Below are 17,912 nucleotides of genomic sequence, written 5' to 3'. Positions count from 1 at the left end.
GGAGTTAATTAATCAGGGTGCATCTACCAATTAAGCTTCCTGAGAATTCGATCGCAATCCGGACAACCTCAAACTTTCTTCAGCATCACCGTCGATACCGAAAAAAAAAACCCCAAACCAAAATTGGCGGGGAGTTAATTAATCAGGGTGCATCTACCAATTAAGCTTCCTGAGAATTCGATCGCAATCCGGACAACCTCAAACTTTTTCAGCATCAGCGTGCGATCGCAAAAAAAAACCCCAAACCAAAATTGGTCGGGAGTTAATTAATCAGGGTGCATCTACTAATTTAATCTCCCGCCTCAAAACACCTCTTTCAGGACACTTTAGCCGAATTTGCGAAAATTTGTGGTGAGGGCGTGCGATCGCCAAAAAAAACCCGGCCAAAATTGGTCGGGAGTTAATTAATCAGGGTGCATCTACTAATATAATCTCCCGCCTCAAAACACCTTTTTCAGGACAATTTGACAGAATTTAGGAGAATTTGTCGCAAGGGCGTGCGATCGCCAAAAAAAACCCGGCCAAAATTGGTCGGGAGTTAATTAATCAGGGTGCATCTACTAATTTAATCTCCCACGTCACAGCACCTCTTTCAGGACAGTTTGGCAGAATTTTGGAGAATGTGTGGCTAAGGGTGCGATTGCCAAAAAAAACCCGGCCAAAATTGGTCGGGAGTTAATTAATCAGGGTGCATCTACCAATTAAGCTTGCTGAGAATTCGAGCGCAATCCGGACACTTACCACTAAAAACTCAAAACTCTTTTCGGTGAACCAGAGTTGCACTAGCTTGGTCTGTCGGAACTAACAAAATTTCGCTAATATTGACGTGGGGCGATCGCGTCGCGCAAAAATACACGACATCGGCTACATCGTCAGCAGTCAGAGGTGTCAATCCTTGATAGACATTTTTTGCTTTTTCTGAGTCGCCGTGAAACCGGACATTGCTAAATTCTGTTTCCACCAAACCAGGCTCTATTTCCGTCACCCGCACTGGTGTTCCCAAAAGGTCTTGTTTCAACCCTTCGGAAATAGCTCTCACTGCTGCTTTGGAAGCGCAATAAACATTGCCTTTCGGATAAGTTTGGCGGCCGGCTATTGAGCCGATATTCACTACGTGGCCGCGGCCTCGGCTTACCATTCCCGGCACGATCGAGCGAGTCATGTACAGCAAGCCTTTAACATTGGTATCAATCATTTCTTCCCAATCTAGAAAGTTGCCTTCGTGCAGTTTGTCTAAACCGCGGCTCAATCCCGCATTGTTAATTAAAATATCTATGCTTTTCCAGGCATCGGGAAGCGCAGCGATCGCCGATTCGACTTGCGGGCGATCGCGCACGTCCAATTCTAGCAAGTAAATCTCGTTCGCCGACGCGATCGATTTTGTTTCGACAAGTTCGTTTGCCAGTCGATCGAGTTTTTCAAAGCGGCGGGCTGCTAAAATTAGTTTTGCTCCACCTTTGGCGAATATCTTGGCACAGGCTGCTCCGATACCGCTACTTGCACCTGTAATGAAAACAATTTGATTGTGAATAGAAATCATTTTTAATAATAAGGAAGATGTATTAACCTTTCTAGGGCGCAGAGAGGAAGGAAGAGGAACAAACTTAGTTTTTAGTTGGCATAAAATCAAGTCTGGTCAAATAACCATAATTCTTGTAGGGGCAGGTTTACCCGTTCTCTCCTTTGTATTAGAGATTTTACTTAACCCGCCACTACAGAAATTACCCAAATAACCAATACCACCTATTTTATTACTTGACAACCCGCAATCGCACACTAACCATTGCAATTCCGCCTTGTCGCATCAAAACTGCTGAAACCCACCGATTTTCAGGGGTAGCCGGAGCTTTACCTACTTTAAAAATTCCCCCGGAATTTAGCAACTCCAGCTCGACTTCTGAGGGATTAAAAAAGGTTTTTTCGGTAATGGGTTCCTCCAAAACAGTCCCTATTAAAATATCATCGCCGATCGGCTCTCGAACAATGGCATCAAAATGGTACTCTTCGCCCACCTTAACTTGCTCCGGCACATTCACTTCAATTGTGGGAGGATTTTGGCCAGAACTAAGCTGAGTTTGTTCTGCTAAAATCTCTTGCTTAACTATTTTTTCACCTTCAAAGCGCTGCTGAGAACGGATAGTAGCTTTGAGAGTTAATTCTCTGCCATCCTGTTTGTGAGTGCCGGAAATTGTAGTTACGGTTTCAGCGACAATGGCGCTACCTTCGGTGTTCCAAGATTTGATCTCGGTGCGGTAATTTAAACTCGGATATCTCTCCCAGAGTTGGGTGAGGGCTTTTGCCATGCTTTGGCTGTTTAAGCCGTCAGAATGAGTGAAGTTCTGGCTGTAAAATGCCATAACTGCTTTGACATCGCGCCGATTGGCCGCTGCGTCAATTTCTGTTAGCAGTTTTGTGAGTGGGGCGGGCGCATTTGCAGGGCTTTGGGCGATCGTTCGGGGAGTCGCCGCGATCGCACCGATCGCTCTTGCTGCACTCGGATGCAGCACGCCAGCACTTACCACTGTTAAACATAACAAGATTTGAGCGATCGACTGCCCGCAGTTAAAGCCAAAAACGATCGCCCGATCGGCTTTTTCCAGCCGTCGGCTGGAAAAATACTCAGATGCACTTGGCACTAAATTCAAAAAATTACGCATTAGGTGATAATTTGGTTATTTGTCAGGAGTCGTGGCGCGGGCAACTGTTCGCCTGCAACGAAAACTGACAACGGAAGGACGGACACGGCACAATCTAATTTTAGATTGCTGATTGATAATTGGCTGAAACTGCCGGAATAATAAGCATAATAATCTAAAACCTCAAATATAAAATCGCTCGACCTGTGGAACTTGTACTTGTAAAAGAAACAAATACCTTGACAAAAGCCCCCCTCCGGTTGTTGGTTGCAGCTAGCGGCACTGGTGGACATTTATTTCCCGCGATCGCCACCGCCAGTCAGTTGAACGACTGTCAGATCGAATGGCTGGGAGTCCCAGACCGCATGGAAACCCAGTTAGTTTCATCCCTTTACCCCCTCCACACGATCGCCGTCGAAGGCTTTCAGCAGCAATTTGGGCTCGGTACACTGCGAATTTTGGGCGGACTCGCCGGCTCGATCCTTCAGGTGCGGAAGTTGCTCAAAGCGGGAAATTTTCAGGGAGTTTTTACTACTGGCGGTTACATCGCAGCACCTGCAATTCTGGCGGCCCGTTCTTTGGGGTTGCCGGTGATTCTCCACGAATCTAATGCCATTCCGGGGAAGGTGACGCGCTGGTTTAGTCCTTTGTGCACTGCTGTGGCGATCGGATTTGAAGCAGCAGCCCAGCATTTACCCCGCGCGAAAACCGTGGTTGCGGGTACACCGGTGCGATCGCAATTCCTCGCCCCCCAACCTCTAAATTTGCCAATTCCTGACAGTGTACCTGTAATTTTAGTCATGGGTGGCTCTCAAGGTGCTGTCGCTATCAATCAGTTAGTGCGCCAGTGTGCTCCGGCTTGGTTCGATGCTGGTGCTTGGGTGGTTCACCTGACAGGAAATAATGACCCGGAGGCTGAGAGTTTAAAACACGAGCAATATTTGTCTATGCCATTTTACGACAATGTGGCGAGCTTATTGCAGCGAGCAAATTTAGCAATTAGTCGATCGGGCGCGAGTGCTCTTACAGAATTAGCAGTGACGGGAGTACCTTCTATTTTAATTCCTTTTCCTCACGCCGCTGACGACCACCAAAGATTTAATGCGGAAGTATTTGCTAAAGCCGGCGCCGCCGTGGTATTCCGTCAAAGCGAACTAACCGCAGATGTGTTGCAAAGCAAAGTATTGTATTTGTTAAGAGATTCCGAATATTTGGAAAAAATGTCTAAAGCTGCTGCTCAATTAGCGGTGAGAGACAGTACAGAACGTTTGGCTAATTTGGTTAGGGAATTGGTGGTGCGGTGAGAGTTTTTAGGAGTTTTAACCGCAGATGAAGGCAGATAAACGCAGATGAACGCAGATGCAGACTGATGTTTTACACGATATGGGAGTGGATGAATTTAACTACTGATTCTAATCCTTCTTTGGTCTTCAAGTTAGTAAAAACAAATGGTTTATCGTTTCGCATTTTTTTAGCGTCCCGTTCCATTACGCCTAAATCTGCTCCTACATAAGGTGCGAGATCTGTTTTATTAATTACCAACATATCAGATTTAGTAATTCCTGGCCCGCCTTTGCGCGGAATTTTATCGCCCGCAGCGACATCGATTACGTAAATTGTCAAATCTACTAACTCGGGGCTAAAGGTGGCGGCCAAATTGTCGCCGCCGCTTTCGACAAATACTAAATCTAAATCCGTGAATTTGTGTTCTAACTCTTCTATAGCTACTAAGTTAATGGAAGCATCTTCGCGGATGGCTGTGTGGGGACAGCCTCCCGTTTCTACGCCCAAAATTCGATCGCTCTCTAAAGCTTGACTCCGAACCAAAAACTGTGCATCTTCCTGAGTATAGATATCATTAGTAACAACCGCAATCTGGTACTGCTGCCGCAGCGACTTGCACAAAGCATCAAGTAAAGCTGTTTTTCCCGAACCAACTGGCCCCGCAATTCCTACACGAAAAGCACCCATAGCAATTTTAGATTTTAGATTTTAGATTTTAGATTTTCTAATTTTCAACTGCGAAACAACCGAGTGTACTGAGTTTCGTGCGCCATGCTAGCTAGGCCTAATCCCCAACTGCAACTAGCAATATCATCATCTTCTAATTTTAAAACTTCTTGTGCCGTACAGCTAATTGGAGACTGCAAATCTAACAGTAACTGTTGACCCGCTGTTTGACCGAGGGGAATCAGTTTCACGCCCGCACTCGCCAAATTGGCAGCCCAACTGTACAAATATCCTAACACGGCGGCTTCCTCTTCAATCTGCCAGTTGGCGGCGGCAATGCCAAAGCCGATCGCAAAATTGCACGGATTGCCGCCAAATTCCACCAAATCTTTTACACTTGTTGTTAACTCAGAAGCAACGGGCGATTCCCTGCGGGATAGCTTCGCTTCACGCAAATCTAGCAGCAACCTGACCAAAGTCCGCCCCATTTGCCAACTTTGCAAGCGCAACTCTTCTGTTTCCTTAGCAGCAGTCGCCCAAGCATTCCAGTAATTCAAAGCGGTCAAATCCCCAATCTGGGCTGCCCTCAAAGCCCGTACCACCACAGCGGCTTCTACTCGAACAGCCCCGAATTGCAGCGAATTTTCTAACCAATTCCTCAACGTAATCTCGCTGTCGATCGCACCGGTTTCTACCAGACTTTCGATTCCCTCAGAATAACTATAAGCTCCCACAGGTGCAAAAGCTAACTGCAACAAAGATAAAAGTTGATTGTTCACTGTTGACTGTTGACTGTTGACTGTTGACTTCTTGCTTCTTGAATGGCCGAAAGCAATTTAGTTATAAGCCCTCGGATTCATCGGTGGGAGTAAATCTAAAATCTAAAATCTAAAATCTAAAATCTAAAATCTAATTGAATGGCCGAAACCAATTTGGTCATAAGCCCTCGGACTCATCGGTGGGAGCAAATCTAAAATCTAAAATCTAAAATCTAAAATCTAATGGCTGTGCCCGTAAGCGCCCATTTCCGGCTGAAACGGCACAATTTCCTCTATTACTTCCAAACCCATTTTTTCGAGCATTCCCTGCAACACAGAGTCGGGAGAAAGTCTTAAATAATTATCGGCAATTTCTAAAGCTACGTGACGGTTGCCTAAATGATAAGCCGCCCGCATCAGTAGCAGCGGACTTGATGCCCGCGCTGTCAGCACCGATTCGGGTTTTGCACTTACCAGTACCAAACAGCTACCGTCTTCCGACTGCAATAAATCTCGATCGCGCAGTACCGTACCTCTTGGCAAACTCAGGTGCAGCCTTTCCCCCGTCTCTGTCTCGAATCGGTGGCGGCTGCGAGTGCGATCGTCGGCTGTCATTGGTAAAGTAAAGCTGACAATAGCATCGGGATTTGCAGGCAAATATTTTGTGAAAGTTAGCATTTTTATATTCTATTCCTCAGAGCAATTCACTGCACATCTAGTTTTTGAGGAATATTTTTTGCTCTTTAATTGGAATTTACACCTAGTGGGAAAATAGTCATCTCTCTAAACCGCTCCCGTTCTTATCTCTATACCAAATTTGGGTTGTTTTGTCAAGCACTTTATTACAGACGATCGCCATTTTTTCAAAAATTTTTGCATACCGTCTAGTCACTCGAACAATCGAACGGGAGAGGAAGAAAGACTCAAACCCTCAAGCTTATTGATTTCCCGTTTGTTGCAGCCGCAGCAGTTCCGCTTGAATTCGCTGTTTGACTGCCGGATTCGCTTGCTGGAGCAAAGTGAGCTGGTTGAAGCGACTAACTGTCAAACCATTGGTTTCGATAACTTTTTTAGCTTGTTGGCAGTAATTCACCGCGATACCGCGAACATTTCCAGACAACCTATTAATTTCCTGAGTTTCGTTGCACACTACTCTGGGAACCGATCCCCCAGCCATTCCTTTAATTTCGTTAAAAGCTTCCACCCGTCTGGGTTCTATTGCCAACACAGCGCGAGCGTAGCTAGTAATTTCCTCGCTGCTAATCTCTTGAGCTTGGGCTGCTGCTCCGAAAACGAGGTTGGGGGATTGTCCGTACAAACCGGGCGCCCATCCGCTAGCCAAAGCTGCTGCAGAAATGATGCCAAGCAACAGCGATTGTCGCAGCATCCGGTTTATGCCAAATGTAGAGGTGTTCAGTGAGGTGTTCATGGTCGTCGGTGATTGCTTGCGTGTAGATAAAAATGACACAGCGCTTGGAGGCTCAATCTTTTTGAATAATGTGGAGGCTAAAAAGTTCCTGCCGTTGGTGACAATTTTGAATTCCAGCAGGATAATTTGGGAGTTGCTATGGCTATCGAGTTTTTAGCAAATTCGATCATTTGATCCATTGTAACATCTGTAGGAAGTTGACAAAACCCGAAATAGAGACGCTTATTTTAATTACAGAGTGTTTCCGAATTGCCTCTCCAAATAATTCTCAAAGCGAAAATCTTAAATAATCCTTAAAGTTATTGACAAATTACTCGCATTAATTAGTCTAATCAAGGTACGTGCGAGCGAAGCTATCTTCCCGCAGGGGTTCCCGTTCCCCGTAGGGGTTCCCGTAGGGTAGGGTAGGGAATTGCCTGCAAGGCAAGGTCAAATTTAGAAGCAATCGCACTCATCAATTCTCTGGATAATTTAATGTTAAGCCCAGGCGCATTTGTCGATCGAGAAAATCCCCCTGGTTTGGCTGCTGACTGAGCCCTAGCCGAAACCAAAAATCAGGTTTTACTACCCGAAGATAGAGACAGCAGCAGGGAACTAGACATTAAAATCCTGGTATCAAAATGCGCGCTATCTGTTTTCGGCAGTCAACGCGCAGGCTGTCGATTCGAGTTCTCGCTTCCTCTAGTTTGGGGCTGAGAAAACTTGTCAGGGACTTACCCAGAAACCAGGTTTTTCTACTAAACAAGATCCTTTCAGCGAGCAGCAAGAGTAGACAAACCCGGAAAGCTGGAATTTTTGTGTCTCAGTTTTCTTGTCATCTCGATCCCAGATAGGCAACTTTTGCAAGCATTATCGCAGCAAGTTAACAATTATTAATTACCGATTGCCCATGAAAAGTCAAAAAGAAATTTGGCGAGTTATCCTCGCAGTAGCTATCAATATTGTAGGCGTGCTGCACTTTGCAGTGCCCGCACCTTTTATCAGAATCGTGCCGCCCCAGCTTCCTTACCCGGAAGCGTTGGTTTATATCAGCGGTTTTTTTGAGATTTTGGGAGGAATTGGGCTGTTAGTTCCTCCTGTCAGCAGGGCGGCTGCGTGGGGATTAATTGCCTTGTTTATTGCCGTGTTTCCAGCTAATATCAATCAAGCCGTCAACAACATTCCTATAGAAGGGATTCCCCACAACCAATTACTGTATTGGTTCAGGCTGCCTTTTCAAGCTGTCTTGATTGCTTGGGCTTGGGTTTATACTCAACCAGACGAAGGTAAACCCCGGGCTTCTATAGTTCCAGATAGAACAGAAAATGCCCAATGAAGCAGTTCGACTACTCTTTGGATTTTAAGAACATCGACTTTCGACAGCACCCGGAACTTTATCGGGTAGGGAAAGGAGAACAGGGAGTGCTGTTGGTGGAACCCTACAAAGGAGAAATTCTGCCTTTCTGGAGATTTAAGACTCCTGAAATTGCCAGGGAGTCCAGCAGCAAAATTTACTCCTTGTTTTTAGAGTATCTCGATCGCGAAGATTTTGTGGGAGCCGACATGGCCCGCAAGTTCTTACAGATGGGCTACACTCGATCGCGTCGCTACGCCAACCACAAAAGCGGCCGAAAATACCAGCAAAACCCTCAAAAGCTGAAGTCTGTTGCAGAGCAAAGCGCAGCTCGAAAAGATATTTTGCCGCTACAAGCAGATCCGGTGAAAGCAGAATCCGCCGCCATTTTTCAAGAGAAATGGATGCTGGCCAAAAGCAACGAGAAATATCTCCAGCTTTTAGCCAGACACCGGCAGATGTACGAATCTTATTTAGTCAAGTCTGAGGATTGACATACAGTTACAAAAACTCAGAACTCACAATTTAGCCCCCAGCCAGCAGTGCAGTTGTCCTTGACTATCTGGGGGCCGCATCGATCGAGGGTTGTCCTATAACTTACTCATCTTCTTCTTCCGCCTGCCACTGCCGCCACATTTCAAAGGCATTAAAGCCCCTGTATTGCAGGTAATTCAAGACTTTTCCCTTGGTTTTCGGATCTGCTTTACCCAAAGTATCGAGCTTGTATTTGCGCATGACTTTGGCTTTTAATTCGGCCAGTTTTTCTGCTTCGGAGTCCTGATTTTCGGGAATTTCTTCTTCCCAGACTTGCTCGAACAAATCGCTGGTAATTCCTTTTTGCAGGCACTTGCGCTTGATGGCCGATTTCCCGTATTTGCCTGCTGCAGAGGCGATCGAGTTTGCCACCAAGCGAGTGTCGGACTGATAGCCCCGGTCTTGAATTTGCGCGATCGCCTCCAATATTTCCTCATTGCCAAAACCTTTCTCTTGCCCCTTTTTGCGAAGTTCAGAGGCACTGTAATCTTTGCGGGACAAGAGAAAATAGAAATAGTCAAGACAGCTCATCAGTTAAATCGAAGGGTGGCGCGCAAATACTCGTGTAGCGAATGCCAAATCCAGTCGCCTTGCTATCGGCTGACTGCATCGCGATCGCCTCTATTCTTCTGTATCCTCCTCTTCATCATCCACATCCACATCCGGTCTGTCCACATCGATCTGAATCAAGCGAATGTGCTTGTATCCGAGTTTAATTTCAAACTCGTCTCCCGGCTTTAATCCCATTTCTTGGGTATAATTTGCCCCGATCACGATCGAACCATTCTTGTGAACGCTAGCTCGATAACTCGCTTCTCGCCCGCGTCCGTCTGCTTTCGACTTCTCTAGCTCAATGCCCTTAGCAGCTAACACTGCATCGTAAAACTCAGCCAGATTAATCCGGGTTTCTCCACTTTTGCTGACCGTGAAGTAGCCGCAAAGCTTTGCAAGTTCTCTGCGCGGCAAATCGCTGCCTTTGATTTTTTGAAGCAGACCTTTTCCTGTTAAGGGTGCTGTAGCTGTTTCTGCCATTGACCGTACCTCGCTTATTGGACTTTACTTATATCAATTACAACACATTAGATTAACTTTGTTTCACTGTCAATACTAAGAATTCTGAATATTAAGATTCTGGATAAATTTCTGCGACCTCAAGACCGGGTGTGCAAGTAAGGATGCTCGAAGGGCGATCAATTTGCTCCTCGCGGCTCAAATGCTTGCCTAAGCCTCGGAGCGATCGGGCAGGGAATTATTGTCGCAAATTAAATGCTTTACTTTTTTACAGTAAAGTCTGTTCCCTGCATTCACCAATGTCCGATCGTGTCTGCGGTCAAGGTAAAAACAACACAGCCATGAATCGAAATACCTAGAGTGCTGCCGCTGCAAATCTGCCGAAAGCATTTACCTGCGCGGGGTTAACTTTTACCTCAACAAGGCGAGGCAGCACTTGTTCTCGATGCCGCTGCCAGCTACTTCCAAAACCAGTTTACAAAAAGAATCCAACTGTAGGCAAGCTCCAAACCCTTATGGAATAAGTCATTCCCAATTCTAAAATCTAAAATCTAAAATCTAAAATCTAAAAAGGTATAAACCCTGTTTTTCTGGCGGCAAATCCCCTCACAACCCCAAATACCAACGAGCAATCTTCTATTAAGGTGTTCGGCATATAACTTGCAGAGAAAGCAGTCTGGGGAAGGCAATCAGGTAAAAATTGAAGGAAATTTCACCTGTTCGTTGAACGGGTTTAACCTAAAACCCGGCTCAATGGGCGCGGCGGCATAAACATCACGCAGGCACCAAGAGGGGAATAGTTTTGATCGGGCGAGATTGCTTCGCGAATCTTAACGCTTCGCCGCGTATCAGTAGATTTTCAGGGGGAACTCGGGAAAATCTTCCTCCTCCGGCCCCAAGCCAGAAAATTTGAGGTTCTTTCCACAGGGGAATTGAAAAAGACCGAGTTAAATGCACAACAGCTTAAATGTTTCATGCACTACAAATTATCAGCAGTTCCCGGGATGGAGTTTCGGTGTAAATCTACTGGTTTCCACTCGTAGCCGGCAAACTGCCAGAGTCTCAAAATTTATGCGCAAGCTGTAGGGGCACGTCAAACTCACCACCACTTGCACAATTACTTATTGTGAAATATAGTAACCACCCTGACGGTGAGGACGTTTTTAATTGTTGCAGCTCTTGCTTTTATTGTCTTGTACCGAATGACGAATGCTCAGGCTGCCGAATCAGCCCGCCCAAAAACGGATACAAGTCACCGACTCCTGTCGTGGAGAAATCAAAATTTTAGATTCTTGTTCAAGATCCCAGATTTATCTGTGGAGTAAATCTAAAATCTCAAATCCTTCGACTGAGCGCTGATGCCGAAGTCTAAAATCTCAAATTGACTGACGAATTATATATTAAGTAGTCCCGGACTTACTCTATCGACGAGAAACCCATTTTCTTCCTAGATGTGCAGGTGGCCTAGCTTCTGATGTTGGGTAGAAACCAGTTTGATGAGCGTAAGTCCGAGACTCGATCGAGCAGCATACTTTTGATAACTTTTCCAGCGGCAGCCGTGAGCCAATTGCCAGCAACAACCTCCGCCAGTTTGGAGTTATGGCAAGCGGGCCCAAACTCAGCACTGACGGAGGTTGTTGCTTTTAGTGGCGTTCTTGCAGGTAATTTTGCGACAGGGGAGTCCGTACCGCCGGCAGTAACTCTTCTGGTTTCGTGTCTCGCTGGTGCGAGTACCGCCACCCAAAAAAGCCAGCACTCAAAGCAATCGGCAACAAGCAAAGCACCAGGGCGACAGATTTTTTCAATCCTGGTTTTTTTAACGGTTTGTGAGCCGGTGTGGCAGGGGAAATTTCTTGGATAACCGAAGAGTCAGGATTATTAATAGAGGACGGCGAAGCCGTCGGTGAGTTCGGTGAATTAGCAGCCTCGTGTCGATCGTTCTGGTGAACCCAATCCCTGCACTCTTTTAATGGGTCAGGAAAATATTCCCAGACTTCGCCGTCAGAACTGTCTGAATCATGCGATGATCTATTGGCTGTCGCCGGGTATTGGGCGATCGCCGAGAGCGAAGGTGGCGCATTCCATTCTGTACCCGCGAGAGCCGGCTGCGTTCCCGACGCGATTATTGGCACCCGAGACCCGGATGCCGCGCCTTGGGCTGGGGCGCCGGTCAGATAGCCGTCAAAGTCCGGGTGCTGGTAGAGAATAGGCAAAGCCCAGTATAACTGGTGAGAACCGTAGGCAGAAATTAGCCCGGCTCTGGCTCGACTCAGGCTGAGATCGACTGGATAGCCTTGATTGAGGTTGCGGTAAAACAGCCGCGTGAGAGTTAGGGCTACATCGTCGGGAATGCTTTCTGCCATTGCTAGCACTGCCGGAATGCCCCGCTTGACTAGAGCTTCGGTTAAGTTGCGTTCTGGGCTGTCGTCCGCGAGGTTTGAGGGGTCGCCGTAGGCGCCGCGGCAGGAGTTGAACACGGCCATCTGAATACCGTTGTTAACGAGCAATCCAGCTAAATCGTCGCCACTCAAGGTTTCGGTTAAGCCGGTGCGGCTGCTGACTAGGTAGAGTTCCCCACCTCTGGAACCTAAGTTGCTGTGGCCTGCGTAGTGCAGGACTTGGTAGTGTCCTTGTTCTAGGGCTTGGGTAAGTTGTTCTCGATCGGGCTGTTCGAGAATAGTCAGTTGAATTTCCGGGGAGTGAGGGCTGTTTTTGAGAGGGTTAGCGGTGCGGTTTTGGAGTTCTTGTTGCAGGTGGAGCACTTCTCGCTTGAGCTGCAAGCTGTCTCGATCGCTCGGAGAGGCGATCGCCATTAAAATTTTTAGCGGCCCGCCACTGGGCAGTATCCGGGTTTGTTTGAACAAACTTGTACCTGGTTGGTAGCGGGAAAACACGACATCGGTGCCGGTTGCCAAAGGGCGATCGCCTGCGTGCAGAACTTCCCACGGCAGCCGCGGCAAGTGCCGGCCTTTGAGTCCGAGTCGCAGTTGCAGCACTTCTCGGCGGTGCTGGGCGATGCCTTGAGCGCAAGTCCAGCTATCGCGCAAGTTTCCTTGAAACAGCCCGCTGTATAATTGTTGCCCGAGGGCTACTAAATTGGGCCCTGAGTTGTTTCCCGAGCGCGAGATTCCGCGACCAGCCAAACTGGTTCCCTGTAATGCTTTTCCTTGGAGCAAGCCCACCAGCGGGTCGTTCATCAGTTGAGCAGACAGTGCCAGCCATTCGTCGATCGGCCAGCGGACTTGTTCTTCTGCTAAGGGTACACCGGGTGCAACCCTTTCTGTCCGCACTAGATATTCGTCGTCCCCAACTGGGGTGACTGAGAGTTGAAATTCCTGGCTCACGGATTTAGCGCCCTCCCGCCTTAATTCTGAATTTGCCTGCGTTTTTGCGGCTAGCAATAGCCATAGGCAAAATTATTTTTACTCTTTCAATCAAAGTTTCTGAATGCGCTTCCCCCGATCGGGCGAACGCTGGGGTCAAATATATTTGTTCAAACACTTTGAGGCTATAAAAGTTGTACTTTAATAACAGTTTATTAGTTTTTATTGCCCTGTGGCTCAGTGAAAGCCGAAATTTCTCGAATCTTGCTATCTTTAACATTTTGCACCTCTACCGCAGACCCCTTTAGATTCGTCGCAAACTTGAGTTTCTCATTGCTGAGTAAAGTTAAATTGGAAGCACTTTACCAGGCGGATCTCTAGTTCTTATTAAAATTACTTCGGCTCTCGCCAACCGGTTTCAGGGCAATATCGGAGACAAAGTTGAGTATTTTTTTTTTTTTTCGATCTGTCGATCGGTCCTTAGCGCTTATCCTCTACCACTAACCCCCCATCTGAAATCTTGATTTTGTGTCAATTAATTAATTGGTCAGCCCTGGCTCCTCATCCGTAAGCGATCCACCCTCATCCGTAAGACCTCTGTGGCGATCCGTAATCGATAGTTGACCCTCGATAATTGCTAATCGAGCATTGCTTATTTACCACTTTTATGTTATTAGCTTTTTTATTTAACTGTCTTAATCTAGTTAAAGTTAAGCAGGAAAAATAAAATTAAGGACGCAAGAATTCTCAACAATACAACCGCTATCAAATTATTCCTGTCCTCTCAAGCAACAATCATTTTTATAATCTAGAGGACTAAGCCTCATCAAGCTGGTTTCTCGGAGAAATATTTGATTGGGCAGCGAAACCTCTACAAAACAACTGGTTTTCTCAGGATCGCCCTGCGTCAGTCCCGCTCGAAATGCCGAGCGAACTTACAACTTTAACCCAAAATAACTCCTGCGTTTATTCCTGTACGTTTCTAAATATTACAATCTGTCTTGACATAAATAGATTTTTGCAGAGCTATTTTTATATATCAAAATAAATAGTATTTCAGTTTGCTCGCCTCAGTCAAATCGAGAGACAATTCTGCGACTGAAAATTAAAACAAATATTTGCCCGGGCGAACAATCTAAATTTCTAATTAGTCATGGGGAACTAAAGTTAGGAGGGTGTAGTCCTTTAGTTAAAGAAGCTCAAATCCTAAGTCAGGGAAGGGTTTGTCCGAGCTGGGAGTGTTACAAAAATTTAATGCAACCAGGCTCAATCGCAAGAAAAGCAAGGGTAAAATTGTGGGGATCGAGATTTTGGGGAGTTGCTAAGTTGCGAGTTTAAGTTCAGCTAATTTACTGTAGAAATTACGTAGAAAATCTACAATCAAGGGCACTTCGGCGCAGCTTAATGTAGAAATTACGGAGAACATCTCAAATGCTAGGCGCTTCGGCGCAGCACTTACAGTGTAAATGGCGGATCAATTAATTTTGGTGCGCAATGGCAGAAAATAAAACTCGCAAATGAGAAAAAAAACCTTGCAGTTTAAGTGGCATCTATAGTAAAGATGAGGACATCAGCCCCTCTAGCAGGCGAAATCATGAAGTTTAAATTTTTTCTTCTGCTGCCTCCTGCTTACTGATAAATTGATGGTAAGAAGCTCAAACGTTTTTGGGAAATATTCAGAATGGAAGAAGAACTAGGAAATGTATCGGGAACACTTTTTCTCGATCGAGATGAAACACAAATTCCTGTCGAGGATTTCGACAACAATACCCCTGAGATTTCCGACGACGAGTTAGCCGAGTTAATTAAGGTAGCGATCGCAGAAAACAGTGGCACTACCGCCGATAACGGTCAAGTTGCAGATAACAGCAACATTGCTGAATTTAACGCCGTACCCCAAGAAGATGCGGGCGACACAGATGACTTAGATGATGGCAACGGCATCGATCGCCGCCGAACCCTATTCGGTACTGATGACGATGACCTAATTGTCGCCACCGGCGCTAACGAGGAGATATTCGGCAAAAAAGGCCGAGACACAATCAAAGGAAACCCTGGCAAAAAAAATAAAATTTACGGGGGTAAAGGTGACGACGATTGCGAGGGCGGCGATGACGACGATGAAATAAAGGGCGATCGCGATAAAGACAACGTTAAGGGCGGCAAAGGTGACGACAAACTTAACGGCGGTAAAGATAACGACAGCCTTTTTGGCGGTACCGGCAACGACACCTGCGAAGGCGATGACGGCGATGACTGGGTGCACGGCAACGAAGGCGACGATGACGTTGGCGGCGGCAGCGGCAGCGATACCGTGATCGGCGGCAAAGGCGACGACGATTGCGAGGGCGGCGAAGGCAACGATACCGTCAGGGGCGATCAGGGCAAGGACAACGTTAGCGGTGGCGACGGCAACGATACCGTTAACGGCGGCAAAGATAACGATACCGTTAACGGCGGTGCCGGCAGCGACAACTGTGCAGGCGACGACGGCGACGACAGCGTTAGCGGCGGCCTCGGCGACGATACCGTTAACGGCGGTGCCGGCAGCGACAACTGTGCAGGCGACGACGGCGACGACAGCGTTAGCGGGGGCACCGGCGACGATACCGTGATCGGCGGCGCCGGCAGCGATAACTGTGCAGGCGACGACGGCGACGACAGCGTTAGCGGCGGCGACGACGACGATACCGTGATCGGCGGTGCCGGCAGCGACGTTTGCAGCGGTGACGACGGCGACGATAGCGTGATCGGCGGTGACGGTGACGATACCGTGATGGGCGGTGCGGGCACCGATACCCTCGTTACGGGCGACGGCAATGACATGGCAGACGGCGGCGGCGGCGACGACAGCGTTAGCGGCGGCGGCGACGGCGACGATACCCTGATGGGCGGCGACGGCAACGATACGCTGATGGGCGGTACTGGCAACCATACCTGTGTCGGCGGTGCTGGATCTGACGTTTATGTCGTGAGTAACAGTACCTCTGGGGCAAGTGCAGTCATCACTGACTTCGCAGACAACGAGGATAAGTTTCTGCTGTTTGGTGATTTGAACTTTAGCAGCTTGACCTTTATACAAGTCGGTGGCAATACCGAAATTCGGGTCAATAACTTCGCGCTGACGCTATTGTTGAATGTCAACGCAACGCTTATCGATGCTGGCGACTTTTTAGGAGTTACCGGTTCAACTCCAACTCCAACTCCAACTCCAACTCCAACTCCGAACCCGATTTTTAATCCTCCGCGAGTGGGAAATAATAATAGCTTGACTGCTGGTTCCAGCGGCAGCGAGCAAACTATTACTTCTGAGTTGTTGAGTTTTGTCGATGCCCAGCAAGGTCCTAGCAACATAGTCTTCAAGCTAACTGAGCTGCCCGCTACTACAACCGGTCAACTATTCTTTAAGGGAGTCGCGGTAACACAAGTCGGTGTTACCTTCACTCAAGCAGACATTAATGCAGGCTTGTTAACTTTCAAAGCGGCATCCGGTTTTATCGGTGCCGCTAGTTTTGGCTTTGAAGTTAGCAACGGCAAAAACGTTGTCACCGGCCAGCGTTTTAGCTTGAAAATCGAGCAAAATGTCTTTAAGTTTGCTGGCAATACAGAAGCTCAAGTTATTGTCGGTTCGGCGACGCTGGATAACGACATCGAAGGCGGCGATGGTGACGATGATATTACAGCCGGCAAAGGCAAGGACAAAATCATCGGCGGCAAAGGCAAGGACAAAATTAAAGCAGGCGATGGCGATAACGATATCGACAGTGGCGATGACGACGACGATATCGTAGTCGGTAAAGGCAAAAACAAAATAAAAGCAGGCAAAGGCAAAGACAAAGTTAAAGCCGGCGATGGCGCTGACGATATCGACGGCGGCGATGACGATGACAATATCGAAGCTGGCATCGGCGATGACACAGTAATAGGCGGTGCTGGGAATGACACATTAACTGGAAATGATGGCGATGACGCTATCGAAGGCGGCCTAGGAACCAATACTATAAGTGGGGGTGGTGGAAAGGATCGCTTTATTTACCGCACTTCCCGCCAAGAGATTCAAACAGTTGCAGAAGCTGACTTAATTATTGACTTTAATGTCGATGACGATCTTTTAGAGCTTTCTACCGCAGCTTTTGGTAATCTCACCGTTGCTAGCTTGACTCGACTGGAGATTACTGCTAGTTCTACTGTTGGGTCGATCGGCAGCGCTAATTTGCTCGACTTCACCGCGGATATCACTGTTACCAGCATCGCGTCTTTGCAAGCGCGGTTTGCAGCTTTGGGTGGCAACCCAGACGCGCCTACTTTCTGTCAGTTTACAGATGCCACTACCGGCCGTTCCGTCCTGGTATTTGCTATTGGGGCGCGCTTTGAAATTGTCACCAGTTTCTCGGTGAACATTCGCCTGCAAGTCAGTAACTTTGTCTTCACCGGCACGCCACTAAATATTCCTGTCGGTACTGCTGGCCCTGACAATGTGGATTTCGGCACTTATCCGGCTGCTGTTAATTTCGATGGTTTAGCAGGCGATGACAAGATTGTCGGCAGCAATTATAACGATACCCTCAAAGGCGGCGACGGCAACGATACCATCACCGGCGGCCTCGGTTTGGATGTCATAAGCGGCGGCAGTGGTGCGGATCTGTTTGTTTACAGGACAACTAAAGAAGGCGGCGATAAAATTTCCGACTTTACTGTTGGGGTAGACAAATTCGAGTTTAGCGCGAGCGCTTTCGGTAATTTGACGACGACTAACTTTGACGGTGTTAGCGGGGTTTCTCCGGACATTACTGGCAAAGAGTTAGTGATTTTCACCGGCGGCAGTTATGCCTCTTTGGAAGCTGCACAAACTAAAGCCGTAGGCAATTCTACAACGGCTGGTTTCTTCGCATTTACGAATGCCTCGAACGAAACGGTGTTGTATTTTGACTCGAACGG

14 protein-coding genes are annotated in these 17,912 nt (G+C 47.4%); 4 read left to right on the top strand and 10 right to left on the bottom strand.

Features of this window, described 5'->3' with window-relative positions; genetic code table 11:
• Window positions 1-751: 751 nt before the first annotated feature.
• Together QUA13_RS20790 and QUA13_RS20785 are read right to left on the bottom strand one after the other, a co-directional pair.
• Window positions 752-1,540 carry an SDR family oxidoreductase gene (locus QUA13_RS20790; RefSeq protein ID WP_333201508.1) on the bottom strand — a complete coding sequence of 263 codons (789 nt, stop codon included), beginning with the start codon at window positions 1,538-1,540 and terminating at the stop codon, window positions 752-754.
• Between the two features lie 211 nt (window positions 1,541-1,751).
• A complete protein-coding gene (locus QUA13_RS20785) occupies window positions 1,752-2,657 on the bottom strand; it encodes a nuclear transport factor 2 family protein (protein WP_333201506.1) in 906 nt (301 codons plus the stop codon).
• Between the two features lie 185 nt (window positions 2,658-2,842).
• On the opposite strand from QUA13_RS20785, the gene murG reads away from it, so the two are divergent.
• Complete coding sequence (gene murG, locus QUA13_RS20780; RefSeq protein ID WP_445242737.1) at window positions 2,843-3,940, top strand: undecaprenyldiphospho-muramoylpentapeptide beta-N-acetylglucosaminyltransferase; 1,098 nt, start codon at window positions 2,843-2,845, stop codon at window positions 3,938-3,940.
• Window positions 3,941-4,010: 70 nt separating this feature from the next.
• Here the strand turns inward: murG and ureG are convergent, their stop codons facing one another.
• The 5 genes from ureG to QUA13_RS20755 form a co-directional block, all read right to left on the bottom strand.
• Window positions 4,011-4,607 carry an urease accessory protein UreG gene (ureG, locus tag QUA13_RS20775; protein WP_333201504.1) on the bottom strand — a complete coding sequence of 199 codons (597 nt, stop codon included), beginning with the start codon at window positions 4,605-4,607 and terminating at the stop codon, window positions 4,011-4,013.
• A 44-nt stretch (window positions 4,608-4,651) separates the two neighbouring features.
• The gene (locus tag QUA13_RS20770) at window positions 4,652-5,365 is read right to left on the bottom strand and encodes an urease accessory protein UreF (protein WP_333201502.1); all 714 of its coding nucleotides are present in this window, start codon (window positions 5,363-5,365) and stop codon (window positions 4,652-4,654) included.
• 219 nt (window positions 5,366-5,584) lie between these two features.
• Window positions 5,585-6,022, bottom strand: a complete 438-nt coding sequence (ureE, locus tag QUA13_RS20765) for an urease accessory protein UreE (protein WP_333201500.1) — start codon at window positions 6,020-6,022, stop codon at window positions 5,585-5,587.
• Between the two features lie 259 nt (window positions 6,023-6,281).
• Window positions 6,282-6,773 carry a DUF4168 domain-containing protein gene (locus QUA13_RS20760; protein ID WP_333201498.1) on the bottom strand — a complete coding sequence of 164 codons (492 nt, stop codon included), beginning with the start codon at window positions 6,771-6,773 and terminating at the stop codon, window positions 6,282-6,284.
• Between the two features lie 353 nt (window positions 6,774-7,126).
• On the bottom strand, window positions 7,127-7,324 hold the full coding sequence (locus QUA13_RS20755; protein WP_333201497.1) for a hypothetical protein: 198 nt from the start codon (window positions 7,322-7,324) through the stop codon (window positions 7,127-7,129).
• Window positions 7,325-7,662: 338 nt separating this feature from the next.
• Between QUA13_RS20755 and QUA13_RS20750 the strand changes: the two genes are divergently transcribed.
• Both QUA13_RS20750 and QUA13_RS20745 read left to right on the top strand, forming a co-directional pair.
• Window positions 7,663-8,088 carry a DoxX family protein gene (locus tag QUA13_RS20750; RefSeq protein ID WP_172184946.1) on the top strand — a complete coding sequence of 142 codons (426 nt, stop codon included), beginning with the start codon at window positions 7,663-7,665 and terminating at the stop codon, window positions 8,086-8,088.
• Window positions 8,085-8,600, top strand: a complete 516-nt coding sequence (locus tag QUA13_RS20745; RefSeq protein WP_172184948.1) for a DUF4385 domain-containing protein — start codon at window positions 8,085-8,087, stop codon at window positions 8,598-8,600. The genes QUA13_RS20750 and QUA13_RS20745 overlap by 4 nt, the downstream gene beginning before the upstream one ends.
• Window positions 8,601-8,703: 103 nt before the next feature.
• On the opposite strand, the gene QUA13_RS20740 is transcribed toward QUA13_RS20745, so the two are convergent.
• The 3 genes from QUA13_RS20740 to QUA13_RS20730 all read right to left on the bottom strand — a co-directional run bounded on the left by QUA13_RS20740 (window position 8,704) and on the right by QUA13_RS20730 (window position 12,995).
• On the bottom strand, window positions 8,704-9,171 hold the full coding sequence (locus tag QUA13_RS20740) for a regulatory protein RecX (protein ID WP_445242736.1): 468 nt from the start codon (window positions 9,169-9,171) through the stop codon (window positions 8,704-8,706).
• Between the two features lie 90 nt (window positions 9,172-9,261).
• Window positions 9,262-9,672, bottom strand: a complete 411-nt coding sequence (locus QUA13_RS20735; protein ID WP_172184952.1) for an AbrB family transcriptional regulator — start codon at window positions 9,670-9,672, stop codon at window positions 9,262-9,264.
• A 1,622-nt stretch (window positions 9,673-11,294) separates the two neighbouring features.
• A complete protein-coding gene (locus tag QUA13_RS20730) occupies window positions 11,295-12,995 on the bottom strand; it encodes a CHAT domain-containing protein (RefSeq protein ID WP_333201491.1) in 1,701 nt (566 codons plus the stop codon).
• A 1,660-nt stretch (window positions 12,996-14,655) separates the two neighbouring features.
• Between QUA13_RS20730 and QUA13_RS20725 the strand changes: the two genes are divergently transcribed.
• On the top strand, window positions 14,656-17,912 hold a 3,257-nt coding region (locus tag QUA13_RS20725; RefSeq protein ID WP_333201524.1), incomplete at its 3' end, for a cadherin-like domain-containing protein.

The sequence above is a fragment of the Microcoleus sp. S28C3 genome, from assembly GCF_036700785.1.
GTDB lineage: Bacteria > Cyanobacteriota > Cyanobacteriia > Cyanobacteriales > Microcoleaceae > Microcoleus > Microcoleus asticus.
The sequence above is the reverse complement of the archived record's forward strand: the minus strand, read 5'-3'. Positions and strand labels throughout refer to the sequence as shown.

What these genes read in the sequence shown, in the direction of transcription:
- QUA13_RS20785 (WP_333201506.1), bottom strand. Translation starts at nt 2,657, where the DNA reads ATGCGTAATTTTTTGAATTTAGTGCCAAGTGCATCTGAGTATTTTTCC.
- ureE (WP_333201500.1), bottom strand. Translation starts at nt 6,022, where the DNA reads ATGCTAACTTTCACAAAATATTTGCCTGCAAATCCCGATGCTATTGTC.
- QUA13_RS20750 (WP_172184946.1), top strand. Translation starts at nt 7,663, where the DNA reads ATGAAAAGTCAAAAAGAAATTTGGCGAGTTATCCTCGCAGTAGCTATC.
- QUA13_RS20735 (WP_172184952.1), bottom strand. Translation starts at nt 9,672, where the DNA reads ATGGCAGAAACAGCTACAGCACCCTTAACAGGAAAAGGTCTGCTTCAA.
- QUA13_RS20740 (WP_445242736.1), bottom strand. Translation starts at nt 9,171, where the DNA reads ATGAGCTGTCTTGACTATTTCTATTTTCTCTTGTCCCGCAAAGATTAC.
- QUA13_RS20745 (WP_172184948.1), top strand. Translation starts at nt 8,085, where the DNA reads ATGAAGCAGTTCGACTACTCTTTGGATTTTAAGAACATCGACTTTCGA.
- QUA13_RS20760 (WP_333201498.1), bottom strand. Translation starts at nt 6,773, where the DNA reads ATGAACACCTCACTGAACACCTCTACATTTGGCATAAACCGGATGCTG.
- ureG (WP_333201504.1), bottom strand. Translation starts at nt 4,607, where the DNA reads ATGGGTGCTTTTCGTGTAGGAATTGCGGGGCCAGTTGGTTCGGGAAAA.
- QUA13_RS20790 (WP_333201508.1), bottom strand. Translation starts at nt 1,540, where the DNA reads ATGATTTCTATTCACAATCAAATTGTTTTCATTACAGGTGCAAGTAGC.